This window comes from Streptomyces sp. NPDC007863 (assembly GCF_040633895.1).
Taxonomy (GTDB): Bacteria; Actinomycetota; Actinomycetes; order Streptomycetales; family Streptomycetaceae; genus Streptomyces.
The window spans coordinates 1-15,661 of the sequence record NZ_JBEYEI010000046.1; the positions used below are offsets into that span (position 1 = coordinate 1).

General features: G+C 71.1%; 7 protein-coding genes and 1 pseudogene. All 8 read left to right on the top strand.

What is annotated here, in order from left to right:
* A pseudogene (locus ABZ621_RS37205) lies at nt 1-303 on the top strand (sugar ABC transporter substrate-binding protein); the annotation flags it as partial.
* A 92-nt stretch (nt 304-395) separates the two neighbouring features.
* Nucleotides 396-1,355 carry a sugar ABC transporter permease gene (locus tag ABZ621_RS37210; protein ID WP_360611546.1) on the top strand — a complete coding sequence of 320 codons (960 nt, stop codon included), beginning with the start codon at nt 396-398 and terminating at the stop codon, nt 1,353-1,355.
* Between the two features lie 15 nt (nt 1,356-1,370).
* On the top strand, nt 1,371-2,246 hold the full coding sequence (locus tag ABZ621_RS37215; protein WP_360611547.1) for a carbohydrate ABC transporter permease: 876 nt from the start codon (nt 1,371-1,373) through the stop codon (nt 2,244-2,246).
* Between the two features lie 114 nt (nt 2,247-2,360).
* The gene (locus ABZ621_RS37220; RefSeq protein WP_360611549.1) at nt 2,361-3,965 is read left to right on the top strand and encodes a glycoside hydrolase family 13 protein; all 1,605 of its coding nucleotides are present in this window, start codon (nt 2,361-2,363) and stop codon (nt 3,963-3,965) included.
* 253 nt (nt 3,966-4,218) lie between these two features.
* Complete coding sequence (locus tag ABZ621_RS37225; RefSeq protein WP_360611551.1) at nt 4,219-6,273, top strand: glycosyl hydrolase family 28-related protein; 2,055 nt, start codon at nt 4,219-4,221, stop codon at nt 6,271-6,273.
* An 88-nt stretch (nt 6,274-6,361) separates the two neighbouring features.
* Nucleotides 6,362-7,372: a LacI family DNA-binding transcriptional regulator gene (locus ABZ621_RS37230; RefSeq protein ID WP_360611553.1), complete on the top strand. Its 1,011-nt coding sequence runs from the start codon at nt 6,362-6,364 to the stop codon at nt 7,370-7,372.
* Between the two features lie 383 nt (nt 7,373-7,755).
* Nucleotides 7,756-11,136 carry a CARDB domain-containing protein gene (locus ABZ621_RS37235; RefSeq protein WP_360611555.1) on the top strand — a complete coding sequence of 1,127 codons (3,381 nt, stop codon included), beginning with the start codon at nt 7,756-7,758 and terminating at the stop codon, nt 11,134-11,136.
* A gap of 77 nt (nt 11,137-11,213) precedes the next feature.
* A complete protein-coding gene (locus ABZ621_RS37240) occupies nt 11,214-15,506 on the top strand; it encodes a discoidin domain-containing protein (protein WP_360611557.1) in 4,293 nt (1,430 codons plus the stop codon).
* Nucleotides 15,507-15,661 lie beyond the last annotated feature (155 nt).

Here is a 15,661-nt window from a genome sequence, read left to right on the forward strand (position 1 = left end):
GACTGGGCCCGCACCAAGGCCGACAAGCTCCCGGTCGGCATCCCCCAGCCCAACTTCTGGCTGAACCGCTCGAAGTCGAAGGACGACGCGGCCCGCGTGGAGCACGCCACCATGCCGGTCGCGAACTTCAAGACCTTCATGGACAACCCCGTCCAGGGCAAGGCCGAGCCGCCGAAGGCCCAGGAGATCTACAAGATCCTCGACAACGTGATGTCGGGCGTCCTGACGAACGAGGACGCCGACGTCGACAAGCTCCTGTCCACCGCGGAGACCCAGGTCAACCAGGTCCTGGCCAACCAGTGACGGCACCGGGAGGGGCGGACGCGACGACCGTCCGCCCCGTCCGGCCTCCCAGCCCGCCAGCGGACACGGCAGTCCCGTACCAAGGAGCACGCATGTCGGCCCCCGGCCTGACCCCGACCAAGGCGGGGCGTCCCCGCCACCCCGAGCCGCGCCCGGAGGGGCCCGCGGCCCCCGGCGGCGCCTTCGCCAAGAGCCTGCGGCGCAATCTGACGGCCCACGGTTTCCTCATCGGTGCCGTCGTCTGTTTCGCCCTGTTCTCCTGGTACCCGATGGTCAGGGAGTTCCTCCTGGCCTTCCAGAAGACCGAGAGCGGCGAGTCCGTCTGGGTCGGCCTGGACAACTTCCGCACCGTCTTCAACGATCCGGCCTTCTGGCAGGCCTGGGGCAACACCCTCTGGTACACCGCCCTCGCCCTCGTGCTCGGCTTCCTGGTCCCCTTCGCCCTGGCGATCACGATCAACGAGTTCCGGCACGGCAAGGGGTACCTCCGGCTCCTCGTCTACCTGCCCGTGATGCTGCCGCCGGTCGCCGCCGTCCTCCTCTTCCAGTACCTGTACGACCCCGGATACGGCCTCCTCAACGAGCTGCTCGGCTTCCTCCACCTGCCCGGGCAACAGTGGCTCCAGGGCGCCGACATCGCGATGTTCTCCCTCGTCATCGCCTCGACGTGGATGAACATGGGCGGCGCCACCCTGATCTACCTCGCCGCGCTCCAGGGCATCCCCGGCGAGCTGTACGAGGCGGCCGAGCTCGACGGCGCCGGCCTCTTCCGCAAGATCTGGCACGTGACGATCCCGCAGACGCGCCTGATCCTCTCGCTGATGCTGCTGATGCAGATCATCGCGACCATGCAGGTGTTCGTCGAGCCGTTCCTGCTCACCGGCGGCGCCGGCCCGGAGGGGTCCACGACCACGGTCGTCTACCTCATCTACCAGTACGCCTTCAACTTCAACAACTACGGTGCCGCGGCGGCCCTCGGCCTGCTCCTGCTCGTACTGCTCGCCGGGTTCTCGGCCGCGTACGTCAAGCTCAGCCGCGCCGAGGAAGAGTAGGACCGGGAGCCCAGCATGTCCACACGTACGCTCATCTCACCGGCCGTGCTCGCCAAGCGCCGCGGCAAGCGCCTGTATTGGAGCGCCTTCGCCCTGGTCACCGGCGGCTTCACCCTGGTGTTCCTCGGCCCGCTGTACTGGCTGATCTCCAGCGGGTTCAAGGACACCCAGGAGGTCGTCCGGACCCCGCCCACGCTGGTGCCGGAGAGCTTCACCCCGGAGAACTACAGCCGGGCCTGGGAGGTCATGGACCTCTCCTCCCTCCTCCTCAACACCTTCTACTACGCCTTCGGCGCGCTCGCCTTCCAGCTGATCCTCGACGTGGCGGCGGCGTACTCGCTCTCCAAGCTGCGTCCGGTGCTCGGCAAGGCGATCCTCGGCATGATGCTCGCCACCCTGATGATCCCGGCGACCGTCCTCGTCGTCCCGCAGTACCTCACGGTCCTCGACGTGCCGATCGTCGAGCGGAACCTGCTGAACTCCCCGTGGGCGATCTGGCTGCCGTCCGTCACCAACGCGTTCAACATCTTCCTGCTGAAGCGGTTCTTCGACTCGATCCCCAAGGAACTCCTCGACGCCGCGTCCATGGACGGCGCGAGCCCGACGAGGATCCTCTGGTCGATCGTCCTGCCGATCTCCCGCCCGATCCTCGGCGTGGTGTCGATCTTCGCGGTCGTCGGGGTCTGGAAGGACTTCCTGTGGCCGATGCTGACCCTGCCCGATCCGGCGAAGCAGACCCTCAACGTGGGCATCTACTCGCTCTCCAACGGGGTCCCGGTCAACGTCCTCATCGCCGCGCTCACCATCGCCTCCCTCCCCACGCTGATCGTCTTCCTGATCTTCCAGCGCAACATCATGGGCGGTCTCACCGCCGGCAGCCTCAAGGGCTGACGAGCGCCCCGCCCCGCCCCGAGCCTTCGCCGCCGTCCCGGGCCCATCCCGTCCCGCACTCCGGGACGGCGGCGGAGTACCCCTCCCTGCCTTCCTGCCCGAAAGGACCGTTCCGTGGCAGCCCCCATCCCGACCCGCACCGCCGACTGGTGGCGCGACGCCGTCATCTACCAGGTGTACCCGCGCAGCTTCGCCGACGGCGACGGCGACGGCACCGGTGACCTCGCGGGCGTCCGGGCGAGACTGCCCCACCTCGCCGGACTCGGCGTCGACGCCGTCTGGTTCACCCCCTGGTACGCCTCCCCGATGGTCGACGGCGGCTACGACGTCGCCGACTACCGGGCCATCGACCCCTCCTTCGGCACCCTCGACGAGGCCGAGAAGCTCATCGCCGAGGCCGCCGCGCTCGGCCTGCGCGTCATCGTCGACATCGTCCCCAACCACGTCTCCGACCGGCACGCCTGGTTCCGCGAGGCCCTCGCCGCCGGCCCCGGCAGCCCCGAACGCGCCCGCTTCCACTTCCGGCCCGGCCGCGGCGAGAACGGCGAACTCCCGCCCAACGACTGGCCGTCCCAGTTCTCCGGCTCCACCTGGACCCGCGTCCCCGACGGCGAGTGGTACCTCCACCTCTTCACCCCCGAACAGCCCGACCTCAACTGGGCCCACCCCGACGTCCGCCGCGAACACGAGGAGGTCCTCCGCTTCTGGTTCGAACGCGGCGTCGCCGGCGTCCGCATCGACTCCGCCGCGCTCCTCGCCAAGGACCCCGGGCTCCGCGACTTCACCGAGGGCGTCGACCCCCACCCGTACATCGACCTCGACGAGATCCACGACATCTACCGTTCCTGGCGGGCGATAGCCGACGAGTACGGCGGCGTCTTCGTCGGCGAGGTCTGGCTCCCCGACGCCGAGCGCTTCGCCCGCTACCTCCGCCCCGACGAACTGCACACCGCCTTCAACTTCAACTTCCTCGCCTGCCCCTGGGAGCCGGACCGGCTGCGCCGCACCATCGACTCCACCCTCGCCGAACACGCCCCCGTCCACGCCCCCGCCACCTGGGTGCTCTGCAACCACGACGTCACCCGCACCGCCACCCGCTACGGCCGCGCCGACACCGCCTTCGACTTCGCCGCCAAGCGGTTCGGCACCCCCGCCGACCTGGAGCTCGGCACCCGCCGCGCCCGCGCCGCCGCCCTGCTCACCCTCGCCCTCCCCGGCTCCGTCTACCTCTACCAGGGCGAGGAACTGGGCCTTCCCGAGGCCGACATCCCGCTGGACCGCATCCAGGACCCCATGCACTTCCGCTCCGGCGGCACCGACCCCGGCCGCGACGGCTGCCGCATCCCCCTCCCCTGGGAGGCCGAGGCACCCTCGTACGGCTTCGGCAACGGTACGGACCCCTGGCTCCCGCAGCCCGCCGACTGGGCCCGCTACGCCGTCGACCGGCAGAGCGCCGACCCCGACTCCATGCTCACCCTCTACCGCGCCGCCCTCGCCCTGCGCCGTACCGAACCCGGCTTCGGCGACGGCACGCTCAGCTGGCTGCCGGCCCCCGACGGCGTCCTCGCCTTCACCCGCGACTCCGGCCTGACCTGCGTCGTCAACCTCTCCGCCGGCCCCGTGGACCTCCCCGCCCACCACACCCTGCTGCTCGCCAGCGGCCCCCTGGACCCGGCCGGCACCCTCCCGCCGGACACGGCCGTCTGGCTGCGCGCCTGACCGTGGTCCGCGGCAAGACCCCACCGTGCGGCCGGGCCGCCCAGCGCCGACTCCGTCGGCCGCGCCGCACGGTGGCCGAGGCCGGGACCTGACACCCGGCCATGACGGAAGCCCCGTTCCCGTTCCGTGGGGGGCCGGGAACGGGGCTTCCGCGCGGCGGGCGCACACGCGTCCTCCGCGGACACGCCCTCCGCACGACCACCGCGGCGAAGCCGCTCGCCGCGGGTCCGCACCGTCCGAGAAGCGAGCCCCTATGATCCCCAGCCGTGTCCGTCCACGCGTCCGCGCCGGTGCCAGGACCACCGCCGTCGCCTGCGCCCTCCTCTGTCTCGGGCAGGCGGCCGTCACCACGGCGACCGCCTCGACCGCCCCGACCGCCTCGACCGCCGGACCGTCGGCGGCCTCGGCTCCCGTGGTCACCCGCGCCGGCCTCGACCCGGCGCTCGTGGCCGGCCGGGGCGCCGACGTGGCCTTCGACGAACAGGAGGCGGAGAACGCCCGTACCACCGGCACCGTCATCGGGCCGGACCGCACCCCGTACGCCCTCCCCTCGGAGGCCTCCGGGCGGAAGGCGGTCCGTCTCGTCCCCGGCCAGTACGTCGAGTTCACCCTGCCCCGCGCGGCGAACGCCCTCACCGTCCGCTACAGCATCCCGGACGCGGCCGGGGGCGGCGGCATCACCGCGCCCCTGGACGTCACCGTCGACGGCCGCCACCGCGGGACGATGACGCTGACCTCGCAGTACTCCTGGCTCTACAACCAGTACCCGTTCACCAACGACCCCGGCGCCGACCTGCTCCACCCGGACTGGTGGCTCGCCGAGTGCGCCTGCGTTCCGGCCGCCACCACGCCCGCGCCCGTCCTCGACAAGCCCTTCCGGCCCACCCACTTCTACGACGAGCAGCGCCTGCGCCTCGGCAGGACCTTCCGGGCGGGGGAGACGGTACGGCTCACGGTGCCGGCCGGCAGCCCCGCCGCCTGGACCGTGATCGACCTCCTCGACACCGAACTGGTCGCCCCGCCGCACGTCGAACACGGGGGGATCGACGTACGGCTCCTGGGTGCCGACCCGAGCGGCCGCCGGGACGCCGCCCCCGCGATCGAGCGGGCCATCGTCCTCGCCCGCCGCCTCGGCCGGCCCGTCTACCTGCCGCCGGGCACCTTCCGCGTCGACCGGCACATCGAGGTCGACGACGTCACGATCGTCGGCGCCGGCAACTGGCACACCGTCCTCAAGGGCCGTCAAACGACCCTCGCCGAGCCCGCGCCCGACGGTTCCCGTCACACAGGCGTCGGCCTCTACGGCAAGCCCGCCGCCGAGGGCGGCAGCCGCAACGTCCACCTGCGCGGCTTCGCGATCGAGGGCGACGTCCGCGAGCGGATCGACACCGACCAGGTCAACGCCATCGGCGGCGCCATGAGCGACTCCACCATCGACGGCCTCCACCTGCGCCACACCAAGGTCGGCCTCTGGTTCGACGGCCCGATGCGGAACGTGAAGGTCACGAACAACGTCATCACCGACCAGATCGCCGACGCCCTGAACTTCCACACCGGCGTCACGGACTCCCTGGTCCGGAACAACTTCGTCCGCAACACCGGCGACGACGGCATCGCCCTCTGGTCCGAGAAGACCGCCGACGCCCGCAACACCCTTGCCCGCAACACCGTCCAGTCGCCCACCCTCGCCAACGGCATCGCCGTCTACGGCGGGGAGGACACCACCGTCAGCGGCAACCTCGTCGCCGACCCCGTGCGCGAGGGAAGCGGACTCCACGCCGGCGCCCGCTTCGGCGCCGAACCCTTCACCGGCACGCTGCGGTTCACCGACAACACCACCGTCCGCGCCGGCACCCTCGACCTCAACTGGCGGATCGGCCTCGGCGCGCTCTGGTTCTACGCCCTCGACGGCTCGATCGACGCCGACGTGCGGGTCACCGGCGACCACTACCTCGACTCCACCCACAACGCGATCATGCTGGTCAGCGAGTACGGAGTGAAGGACCGCTTCTCCATCCCGTCGGTCCACTTCAAGGACATCCGCGTCGACGGCACGGGCAACTCCGTCGTCAGCGCCCGCACGAAGGGCTCCGCCACCTTCGAGAACGTCGACGCCCGCAACGTCGGGGCCGTCGGCGTGAACAACTGCGGCGCGTTCGGCTTCCCGGCCACCGGCTCCGAGTTCGCCCTCGCCGACCGCGGCGGCAACGACGGGGGCTGGCTCGCCCCCTGGCTGCTCCCCAACACCCTCACGTGCGACGACCGGCCGCCGGTCGTCGCACCCCCGGCCCCCGCGCCCTGGTCCTGAGAGAGGATGCGTCGAGCGCGCAAGTCGGCTTGCTGAAAAGGCCCGATGAACGCAATCCCTTTGCATAAATTGCGCTAGAGTTGCGTTCATGACGCGACGACTTGCTCAGGTGGCGAAGAAGGTGGGGGTCAGCGAGGCCACGGTGAGCCGTGTCCTCAACGGCAAGCCCGGGGTCTCCGAGGCGACCCGGCAGTCCGTGCTGACGGCGCTCGACGTGCTCGGCTACGAGCGGCCGACCCAGCTCCGCGGCGAGCGGGCCCGACTCGTCGGCCTCGTCCTCCCGGAGCTCCAGAACCCCATCTTCCCGGCCTTCGCCGAGGTCATCGGCGGTGCGCTCGCCCAACAGGGGCTGACCCCGGTCCTCTGCACCCAGACCAAGGGCGGCGTCTCCGAGGCAGACTACGTGGAACTGCTGCTCCAGCAGCAGGTGTCCGGCGTGGTCTTCGCCGGCGGACTGTTCGCCCAGGCGGACGCGCCGCACGAGCACTACTACCGGCTGGCGGAGCGCAACATCCCGGTCGTCCTCGTCAACGCCTCCATAGAAGGGCTCGACTTCCCCTGCGTCGCGTGCGACGACGCCGTCGCGATCGAGCAGGCGTGGCGCCACCTCGCGTCCCTCGGCCACGAGAGCATCGGGCTCGTCCTGGGGCCCGAGGACCACGTGCCGTCCCGCCGCAAGCTGGAAGCGGCCCGCGTGGCGGCCGCGGCCGCGGGCCTGACCTGGGACGACGCGTTCTGTGAGCGCTCCGTCTTCTCCCTGGAGGGCGGGCAGGCCGCGGCGACGCGCCTGCTCGGCCGCGGCGTCACCGGCATCGTCTGCGGCAGCGACCCGCTGGCGCTGGGCGCGATCAGGGCCGCCCGGCGGCGCGGCCTCTCCGTGCCCGCGGACGTCTCGGTCGTCGGCTTCGACGACTCCGCCTTCATGACCGTCACCGAACCGCCCCTGTCGACGGTGCGTCAGCCCATCGAGGCGATGGGGCGCGCCGCGGTGGACCTGCTGATCGCCCAGATCCAGGGCACCCAGCACCACCTGGGGGAGCTGCTCTTCGAACCGGAGCTCGTGGTCCGCGGCTCGACGGCCCCTCCGCCGACGCGTTGATCCCCGGGGCGCCCGCCCGGTTCCTTCTCCCCGTGACATGCCCGATAACTGAACAGTAAGGCCCTGACGGCACCGGTATTCCGCACTGAGCGGCGCGATACCGGTGCCGTCGGCGTTTCCGTGAGGCGTCGGCTGTCCGCATTCGGACGAGACCCGTTGACAAAGGCGTCATCCAGTAGAAACCTTGCGGGCTGGCGGCGCAAATGAGCCACAGGGTTACTCAAGAACACGGCCAGCCGCCTTTCGATCCTTGTCGGAGTCATGACGGGTCCCAGAGCGCGTGATCCTGCCGAACTCCTCCCGGCCTCCTGTGCGCCACCCGACAGGGGCTGTTCCGGACGACGACGGACCACGGGCCCTGCCCGCATCGCGGAGAGGTCACCATGAGAGGCACACATCCGAGCAGGCGGTTGGGGGTCGGTCTGCTGACAGCGGGCCTGATCTCCGTAGGGCTGCTCCCCGTCCCCGCGCAGGCCGCGGCGGACACCAACCTCGCGCTCGGCCGAGCCGCGACGGCCGGAGGCGCCAACGGCGGCTACCCGGCGTCCCACGTCAGCGACGGAAGCCAGCAGTCGTACTGGGAAGGCCCGTTGGGCTCCTTCCCGCAGTGGGTGCAGGTCGACCTGGGCACCCAGGTGGACCTCGACCGGCTCGCGCTCAAGCTGCCGACCGGCTGGGAGGCGCGCAACCAGTCCCTCGCCGTCCTCGGCAGCACCGACGGCACGACCTTCAGCACCCTCACCGCCGCCCAGGCGCGGGCGTTCGACCCCTCCGCCGCCAACACGGTGAACATCGACCTCCCGTCGGCCACCGCCCGGTTCGTCCGCGTCCAGGTGGGCTCCAACACCGCCTGGAACGCCGCCCAGCTCTCCGAACTGGAGGTCTACGGCGAGACCGGAGGCGGCGAGGACCCGGGCGACCCGCCGCCGGTCACCGGCACGAACCTGGCCCGCGGCAAGCCCGTCGAGGCCACCTCCACGACCCAGAACTACACGGCGGGCAACGCCAACGACGACAACACGTCCACCTACTGGGAGTCCGCCGGCTTCCCCGCCTCACTGACCGTCAAGCTGGGCTCCGACGCGGACGTCACCGGCGTCGTCGTCAAGCTGAACCCGGACTCCGCCTGGGGCCCGCGCACCCAGTCCTTCGAAGTGCTCGGCCGGGCCTCCGACGCCACGGGCTTCACCACCCTGAAGGCGCGCGCCGACTACGCCTTCAGCCCGTCCTCGGGCCAGAACACCGTCACCATCCCGGTCACCGGCCGCGTCTCGGACCTCCGCCTGACCGGCTTCTCCAACAACGGCGCCCCCGGCACGCAGGTCGCGGAGATCCAGGTCCTCGGCACGGCCGCCCCGGCTCCCGACTTCGTCGTCAACGAGCTCACCTGGGAACCGGCCACCCCGTCCGAGGCCGACGCCGTCACCGCCAAGGTCACGGTCCGCAACGCCGGCACCGCCGCGGCCCCGGCGACGACGGTGAACGTCAGCGCCGAGGGCACCGTCGCCGGATCCGCCGCTGTCCCCGCGCTCGCCGCCGGCCAGTCGACGACCGTGAACGTCCCCCTCGGCAAGCGCCCGATGGGTTCCTACACCGTCTCGGCCGCCGTCGACCCGACCGACACCGTCCCCGAGCTCGACAACGGCAACAACAGCCGTACCGCGACGGCCAAGTTGAACGTCACCCAGACCCCGGGTCCCGACCTGACGGTCACCGGCATCACCTCCAGCCCGGGCACCCCCGCGGCCGGCGCGCCCGTCTCCTTCAGGGTCGCCGTCAAGAACCGCGGCACCTCCGCCGTCCCGGCCGGCAGCGTCACGCGGCTCACGGTCGGCTCCACCACCCTGAACGGCACGACTCCGGCCATCGCCGCCGGGGAGACGGCCGAGGTCGCGCTGACCGGCACCTGGACGGCCACCGACGGCGGCGTCACGCTGACCGCGACCACCGACGCCACGAGCACCGTCACCGAGACGAACGAGAACAACAACGTCTTCTCCCGCTCGATGGTCGTGGGGCGCGGGGCCGCCGTGCCCTACACGGAGTACGAGGCTGAGGACGCCGCCTACCGCGGCACGCTCCTGTACACCGACTCCACCCGCCCGTTCGGCCACACCAACTTCGCCTCCGAGTCCTCGGGCCGCGAGTCGGTGCGCCTCAACGCGCAGGGCGACTACGTGGAGTTCACCTCCACGAACGCCGCCAACTCGATCGTCGTGCGGAACTCGATACCGGACGCCCCGGGCGGCGGCGGCCAGGAGGCCACGCTGAGCCTCTACGCCGACGGGCAGTTCGTGCGCAAGCTGACGCTCTCCTCCAAGCACAGCTGGCTCTACGGCACCACGGACCAGCCGGAGGGCCTCGTCAACACCCCCGGCGGTGACGCGCGGCGCCTCTTCGACGAGTCCAACGCCCTGCTGACCCAGTCCTACCCGGCCGGCACCACGTTCCGGCTCCAGCGGGACGCGGGCGACACCGCGGCCTTCTACATCGTCGACCTGATCGACCTGGAGCAGGTCGCCCCGCCGGCCGCGAAGCCCGCCGAGTGCGTCTCGATCACCGAGTACGGGGCGGTCCCCAACGACGGCATCGACGACACCGACGCCCTCCAGCGCGCCGTCACCGCCGACCAGAAGGGCGACATCCCCTGCGTCTGGATCCCGGCGGGCCAGTGGCGCCAGGAGCAGAAGATCCTCACCGACGACCCGCTCAACCGGGGCACGCACAACCAGGTCGGCATCCGTGACGTCACGATCCGCGGCGCCGGCATGTGGCACTCGCAGCTCTACACGCTGACCCCGCCGCACCTCGCCAACGGGATCAACCACCCGCACGAGGGCAACTTCGGCTTCGACATCGACGACAACACCAAGATCTCGGACCTCGCCATCTTCGGCTCCGGCACCATCCGCGGCAACAACGCCCAGGAAGAGGGCGGCGTCGGCCTCAACGGACGCTTCGGCAAGAACACGAAGATCGGCAACGTCTGGATCGAGCACGCCAACGTCGGCGTCTGGGCGGGCCGCGACTACGCCAACATCCCCGAGCTGTGGGGACCGGGCGACGGCCTGGAGTTCACCGGCATGCGGATCCGCAACACCTACGCCGACGGCATCAACTTCGCCAACGGCACCCGCAACTCCACCGTCTACAACTCGTCCTTCCGCAACACCGGCGACGACGCCCTCGCCGTGTGGGCGAGCAAGTACGTCAAGGACACCTCGGTCGACGTCGGCCACGACAACCACTTCCGCAACAACACCGTCCAGCTGCCCTGGCGGGCCAACGGCATCGCCGTCTACGGCGGTTACGGCAACACCATCGAGAACAACGTGGTCTCCGACACCATGAACTACCCGGGGATCATGCTGGCCACCGACCACGACCCGCTGCCCTTCTCCGGCCAGACCCTGATCGCCAACAACGCCCTGTACCGCACCGGCGGAGCGTTCTGGAACGAGGACCAGGAGTTCGGCGCGATCACCCTCTTCGCCCAGGGTCCCGACATCCCCGGCGTCACCATCCGGGACACCGAGATCCACGAGTCGACCTACGACGGCATCCAGTTCAAGACCGGCGGCGGCGCCATGCCGAACGTCAAGGTCACGAACGTGAAGATCGACAAGTCGCTCAACGGCTGCGGAATCCTCGCGATGGGCGGAGCGCGCGGCAGCGCCACGCTGACGAACGTCACCGTCACGAACTCCGCCAAGGGCGACATCTGCTCGCAGCCCGGCACGCAGTTCGTCTTCGACCAGGGCTGACGCCCTTCCCCCGGCGGGGACGCCCGGCTCCGCACCCGCGCGTCCCCGCCGCCCCCTCCCCCGAGAAGCGAGGAACGATGAGAACCCCCACCTGGCGGTCACGGTGCCTGAGCGCCGCGATCGCGACGAGCCTGCTGGCCCTGGGCGGCCCCCTGATGGCCGCCCACGCCGCCGGCGGACCCAACGTCGCGCTCGGCGACACGGCCTCCGCCGGCAGTGCCCAGGCCGGCTACGGCGCCGGCAACATCACCGACGGCGACCAGGGAACGTACTGGGAGAGTGCCGGCGGCTCCCTGCCCCAGTGGGTGCAGGCCGACCTCGGCACCGCCACCCGCGTCGACGAGGTGGTCCTGAAACTGCCCGCCGGCTGGGAGACCCGGAACCAGACCCTGTCCGTCCAGGGCAGTGCCGACGGCACCAGCTTCACCACGCTGAAGGCCTCGGCCGCCTACACCTTCAGTCCCGGATCGGCCAACACCGTCACCGTCGCCTTCCCGGCCACGCTGACCCGCTTCGTCCGGGTGAACGTCACCGCCAACACCGGCTGGCAGGCCGCCCAGCTCTCCGAGCTGGAGGTGCACGCGGCCGAAGGCTCCTCCGCGAACCTCGCCGCGGGCAAGACCCTCACCGCCAGCAGCCACACCGAGGTGTACGCGGCCCCCCACGCCAACGACGGCAACCGGTCCAGCTACTGGGAGAGCACCAACAACGCCCTGCCGCAGTGGCTCCAGGCCGACCTCGGCGCCTCGGTGGCGGTGAACCGGGTCGTCCTCAAGCTGCCGGCCGGCTGGGGCGCCCGCAGCCAGACCCTGAAGATCCAGGGCAGCACCAACGGCAGCGACTTCACGGACCTGTCGGCCTCCCGGGCGTACGCCTTCGACGCGGGCAACGACAACACCGCGACGATCAGCCTGGACTCCACCACCACCCGGTACGTGCGGGTCCTGGTGACGGCGAACACCGCGCAGCCCGCCGCCCAGATAGCGGAGCTGGAGGTGTACGGCCCGTCCACGGGCGACACCCAGGCACCGTCCGCCCCCGCGAACCTGGCCTACACCCAGCCCGCGACCGGGCAGATCAAGCTCACCTGGAACGCCTCCACCGACAACGTGGGCGTGTCCGGTTACGACATCTACGCCAACAACGTCCTGCTGACCTCCGTCGCGGGCGACGTCACGAGCTTCACGGACAACCGGCCGGCCGACCAGACCGTCTCCTACCGGGTCCGGGCCAAGGACGCGGCCGGCAACCAGTCCGGGGACAGCAACACCGTCACCCGTACCGGCGACGGCGGCGACACCCAGGCCCCCACCGCCCCCGCGAACCTCGGATACACCGAGCCCGCGAGCGGCCAGGTGAGGCTGACCTGGACCGCCGCCACCGACAACCGCGGCGTCACCGCGTACGACGTCTACGCGAACAACGTCCTGCGCGGCAGCGTCGCGGGCGACGTCACCACCTACACCGACACCCAGCCGGCGAGCGCCACCGTCACCTACCACGTGGTCGCCAAGGACGCGGCGGGCAACACGTCCATCGCCTCGGCCGCCGTCACGCGGAACGGCAGCGGCGGGAACGGCTCCAACCTCTCCGTCGGCAAGCCCATCGAGGCGTCCTCGACCACGGGCGGCTTCGCCGCGGCGAACGCCAACGACAACGACACCGCCACCTACTGGGAGGGCGGGGGCGGCGCCTACCCCCAGACCCTCACCGTCAAGCTCGGCGCCAACGCCGACCTCGACAAGCTCGTGCTGAAGCTCGACCCGGCCCAGGCCTGGCAGGCCCGCAACCAGACCATCGAGGTCCTCGGCCGCGAGCAGAGCGCCACCGGATTCACCAGCAAGATCGCGGCCAAGGGCTACTCCTTCGACCCCGCGAGCGGCAACACGGTCACCATCCCGCTGACCGCGCGGCTCGCGGACGTCCGGCTCAGGTTCACGGCGAACACCGGTGCCCCCGGCGGCCAGATCGCCGAGTTCCAGGTGGTCGGCGTGCCCGCGCCCAACCCCGACCTCACCGTCACCGGCCTCACCGCGACACCCGCCGCGCCCGAGGAGGACGACGAGATCACCGTCTCCGCCGTCGTCCGCAACGCCGGCGCCGCGCCCGCGGCGGCCAGCAAGGTCGCCGTCCGCCTCGGCGGCACCAAGGTCGCGACGGGACAGGCCCCGGCGCTGGCGCCCGGCGAGCAGGCCACCGTCCCCGTCTCCCTCGGCGTGCGCGCCGCGGGCTCGTACGAGCTCAGCGCCGTCGCGGACGAGGCGGGCGAGGTCCTGGAGCAGAACGAGACGGACAACACCTACACCCGCCCCACCGCGCTCGTGGTCAAGCCGGTCGCCAGCTCCGACCTGCTCGCCGCCTCGGTGACGACCAGCCCGTCGAGCCCGGCCGCCGGCGACGCCGTGACCTTCAAGGTCGCGGTGAAGAACCAGGGCACGGAGCCGACCGCGGCCGGTGACCGCGCGGTGACCCTCGAACTCCTCGACGCGCAGGGCGGCGTGGTCAAGACGCTGACGGGCGCGCAGAGCGGCGTGCTGGCGCCGGGAGCCTCGGCCGAGGTGAGCCTCGGCACGTGGACGGCCGCCAACGGCTCCTACACCGTCAGGACGGTCATCGCGGGAGACGCGAACGAACTGCCCGTCAAGCGCGAGAACAACACCCGGTCGCAGCCGCTGTTCGTCGGACGCGGCGCGAACATGCCGTACACGACGTACGAGGCGGAGGACGGCACCGCGGGCGGCGGTGCGGCCGTCGTCGGCCCCAACCGGACCATCGGCGACGTCGCGGGCGAGGCGTCCGGCCGCAAGGCCGTCACCCTCGACGCGACCGGCGAGTACGTCGAGTTCACCACCCGCGCCGCCACCAACACCCTCGTCACCCGCTTCTCCGTCCCGGACGCCCCGGGCGGCGGCGGCATCGACACCACGATCAACGTCTACGTCGACGGCGTGTTCAAGAAGGCGCTGCCGCTCACCTCGAAGTACGCCTGGCTGTACGGCGCCGAGGCCGGCCCCGGCAACGACCCGGGCTCCGGCGCCCCGCGCCACATCTACGACGAGGCGCACCTGATGTTCGGGGAGATCATCCCCGCCGGCAGCAGGATCCGCCTCCAGAAGGACGCGGCGAACTCCGCCGCCCACTACGCGATCGACTTCGTCGACCTGGAGCAGGTCGCCCCGGTCGCGAACCCCGACCCCGCCACCTACACGGTGCCGGCCGGCTTCACCCACCAGGACGTGCAGAACGCCCTCGACAAGGTCCGCATGGACACCACCGGGAAGCTCGTCGGCGTCTACCTGCCGCCCGGCGACTACCAGACGTCGAGCAAGTTCCAGGTCTACGGCAAGGCGGTCAAGGTCGTCGGCGCCGGCCCGTGGTACACGAAGTTCCGCGCGCCGAGCACGCAGGACAACACGGACATCGGCTTCCGCGCCGAGGCCACCGCGAACGGCTCGCTCTTCAAGGGCTTCGCCTACTTCGGCAACTACGTCACCCGCATCGACGGCCCGGGCAAGGTCTTCGACTTCCAGAACACCGCCGACATCGTCATCGACGACATCTGGAACGAGCACATGGTCTGCCTGTACTGGGGCGCCAACACCGACCGGATGACGATCAAGAACTCCCGCATCCGGAACATGTTCGCCGACGGCGTCAACATGACCAACGGCTCCACCGACAACCTGGTGTCCAACAACGACGCCCGGGCCACCGGCGACGACAGCTTCGCGCTCTTCTCGGCGATCGACGCCGGCGGCGCGGACATGAAGAACAACGTCTACGAGAACCTCACCACCACGCTCACGTGGCGGGCCGCGGGCCTCGCGGTCTACGGCGGCTACAACAACACCTTCCGCAACATCCACATCGCCGACACCCTCGTCTACTCCGGCATCACCATCTCGTCGCTGGACTTCGGCTACCCGATGAACGGCTTCGGGACCATCCCGACGAACTTCGAGAACATCTCGATCGTCCGGGCCGGCGGCCACTTCTGGGGCGGCCAGACCTTCCCCGGCATCTGGATCTTCTCCGCCTCGAAGGTCTTCCAGGGCATCCGCGTCAGCCACGTGGACATCGTCGACCCCACCTACAGCGGCATCATGTTCCAGACCAAGTACAACGGCTCCCAGCCCGAGAACCCGGTGAAGGACACCGTCTTCACCGACATCTCCATCACCGGTGCGCGCAAGTCCGGCGACGCCTTCGACGCGAAGTCCGGCTTCGGCATCTGGGCCAACGAGATGCCCGAGCCCGGCCAGGGACCGGCCGTCGGCGAGGTCACCTTCACCTGCCTGCGCACGCAGGACAACGCCCAGAACATCCGGAACACCACGTCCACCTTCAAGATCAACGTCAACCCCTGCTGACCCCGCCCCGCCCCACGGCGGGAGCACCGGCGCCCACCGCATCCGGCGGTGGGGGGCGGGCCCGGGCCGGCCCCCCCCCCCCCCCCACCCCCATCCGTTGCCCAGGGGCCCCCGGTGTGTACTGTCCGCCCCCCCCCCCCGGGGCGGCCCCCCCC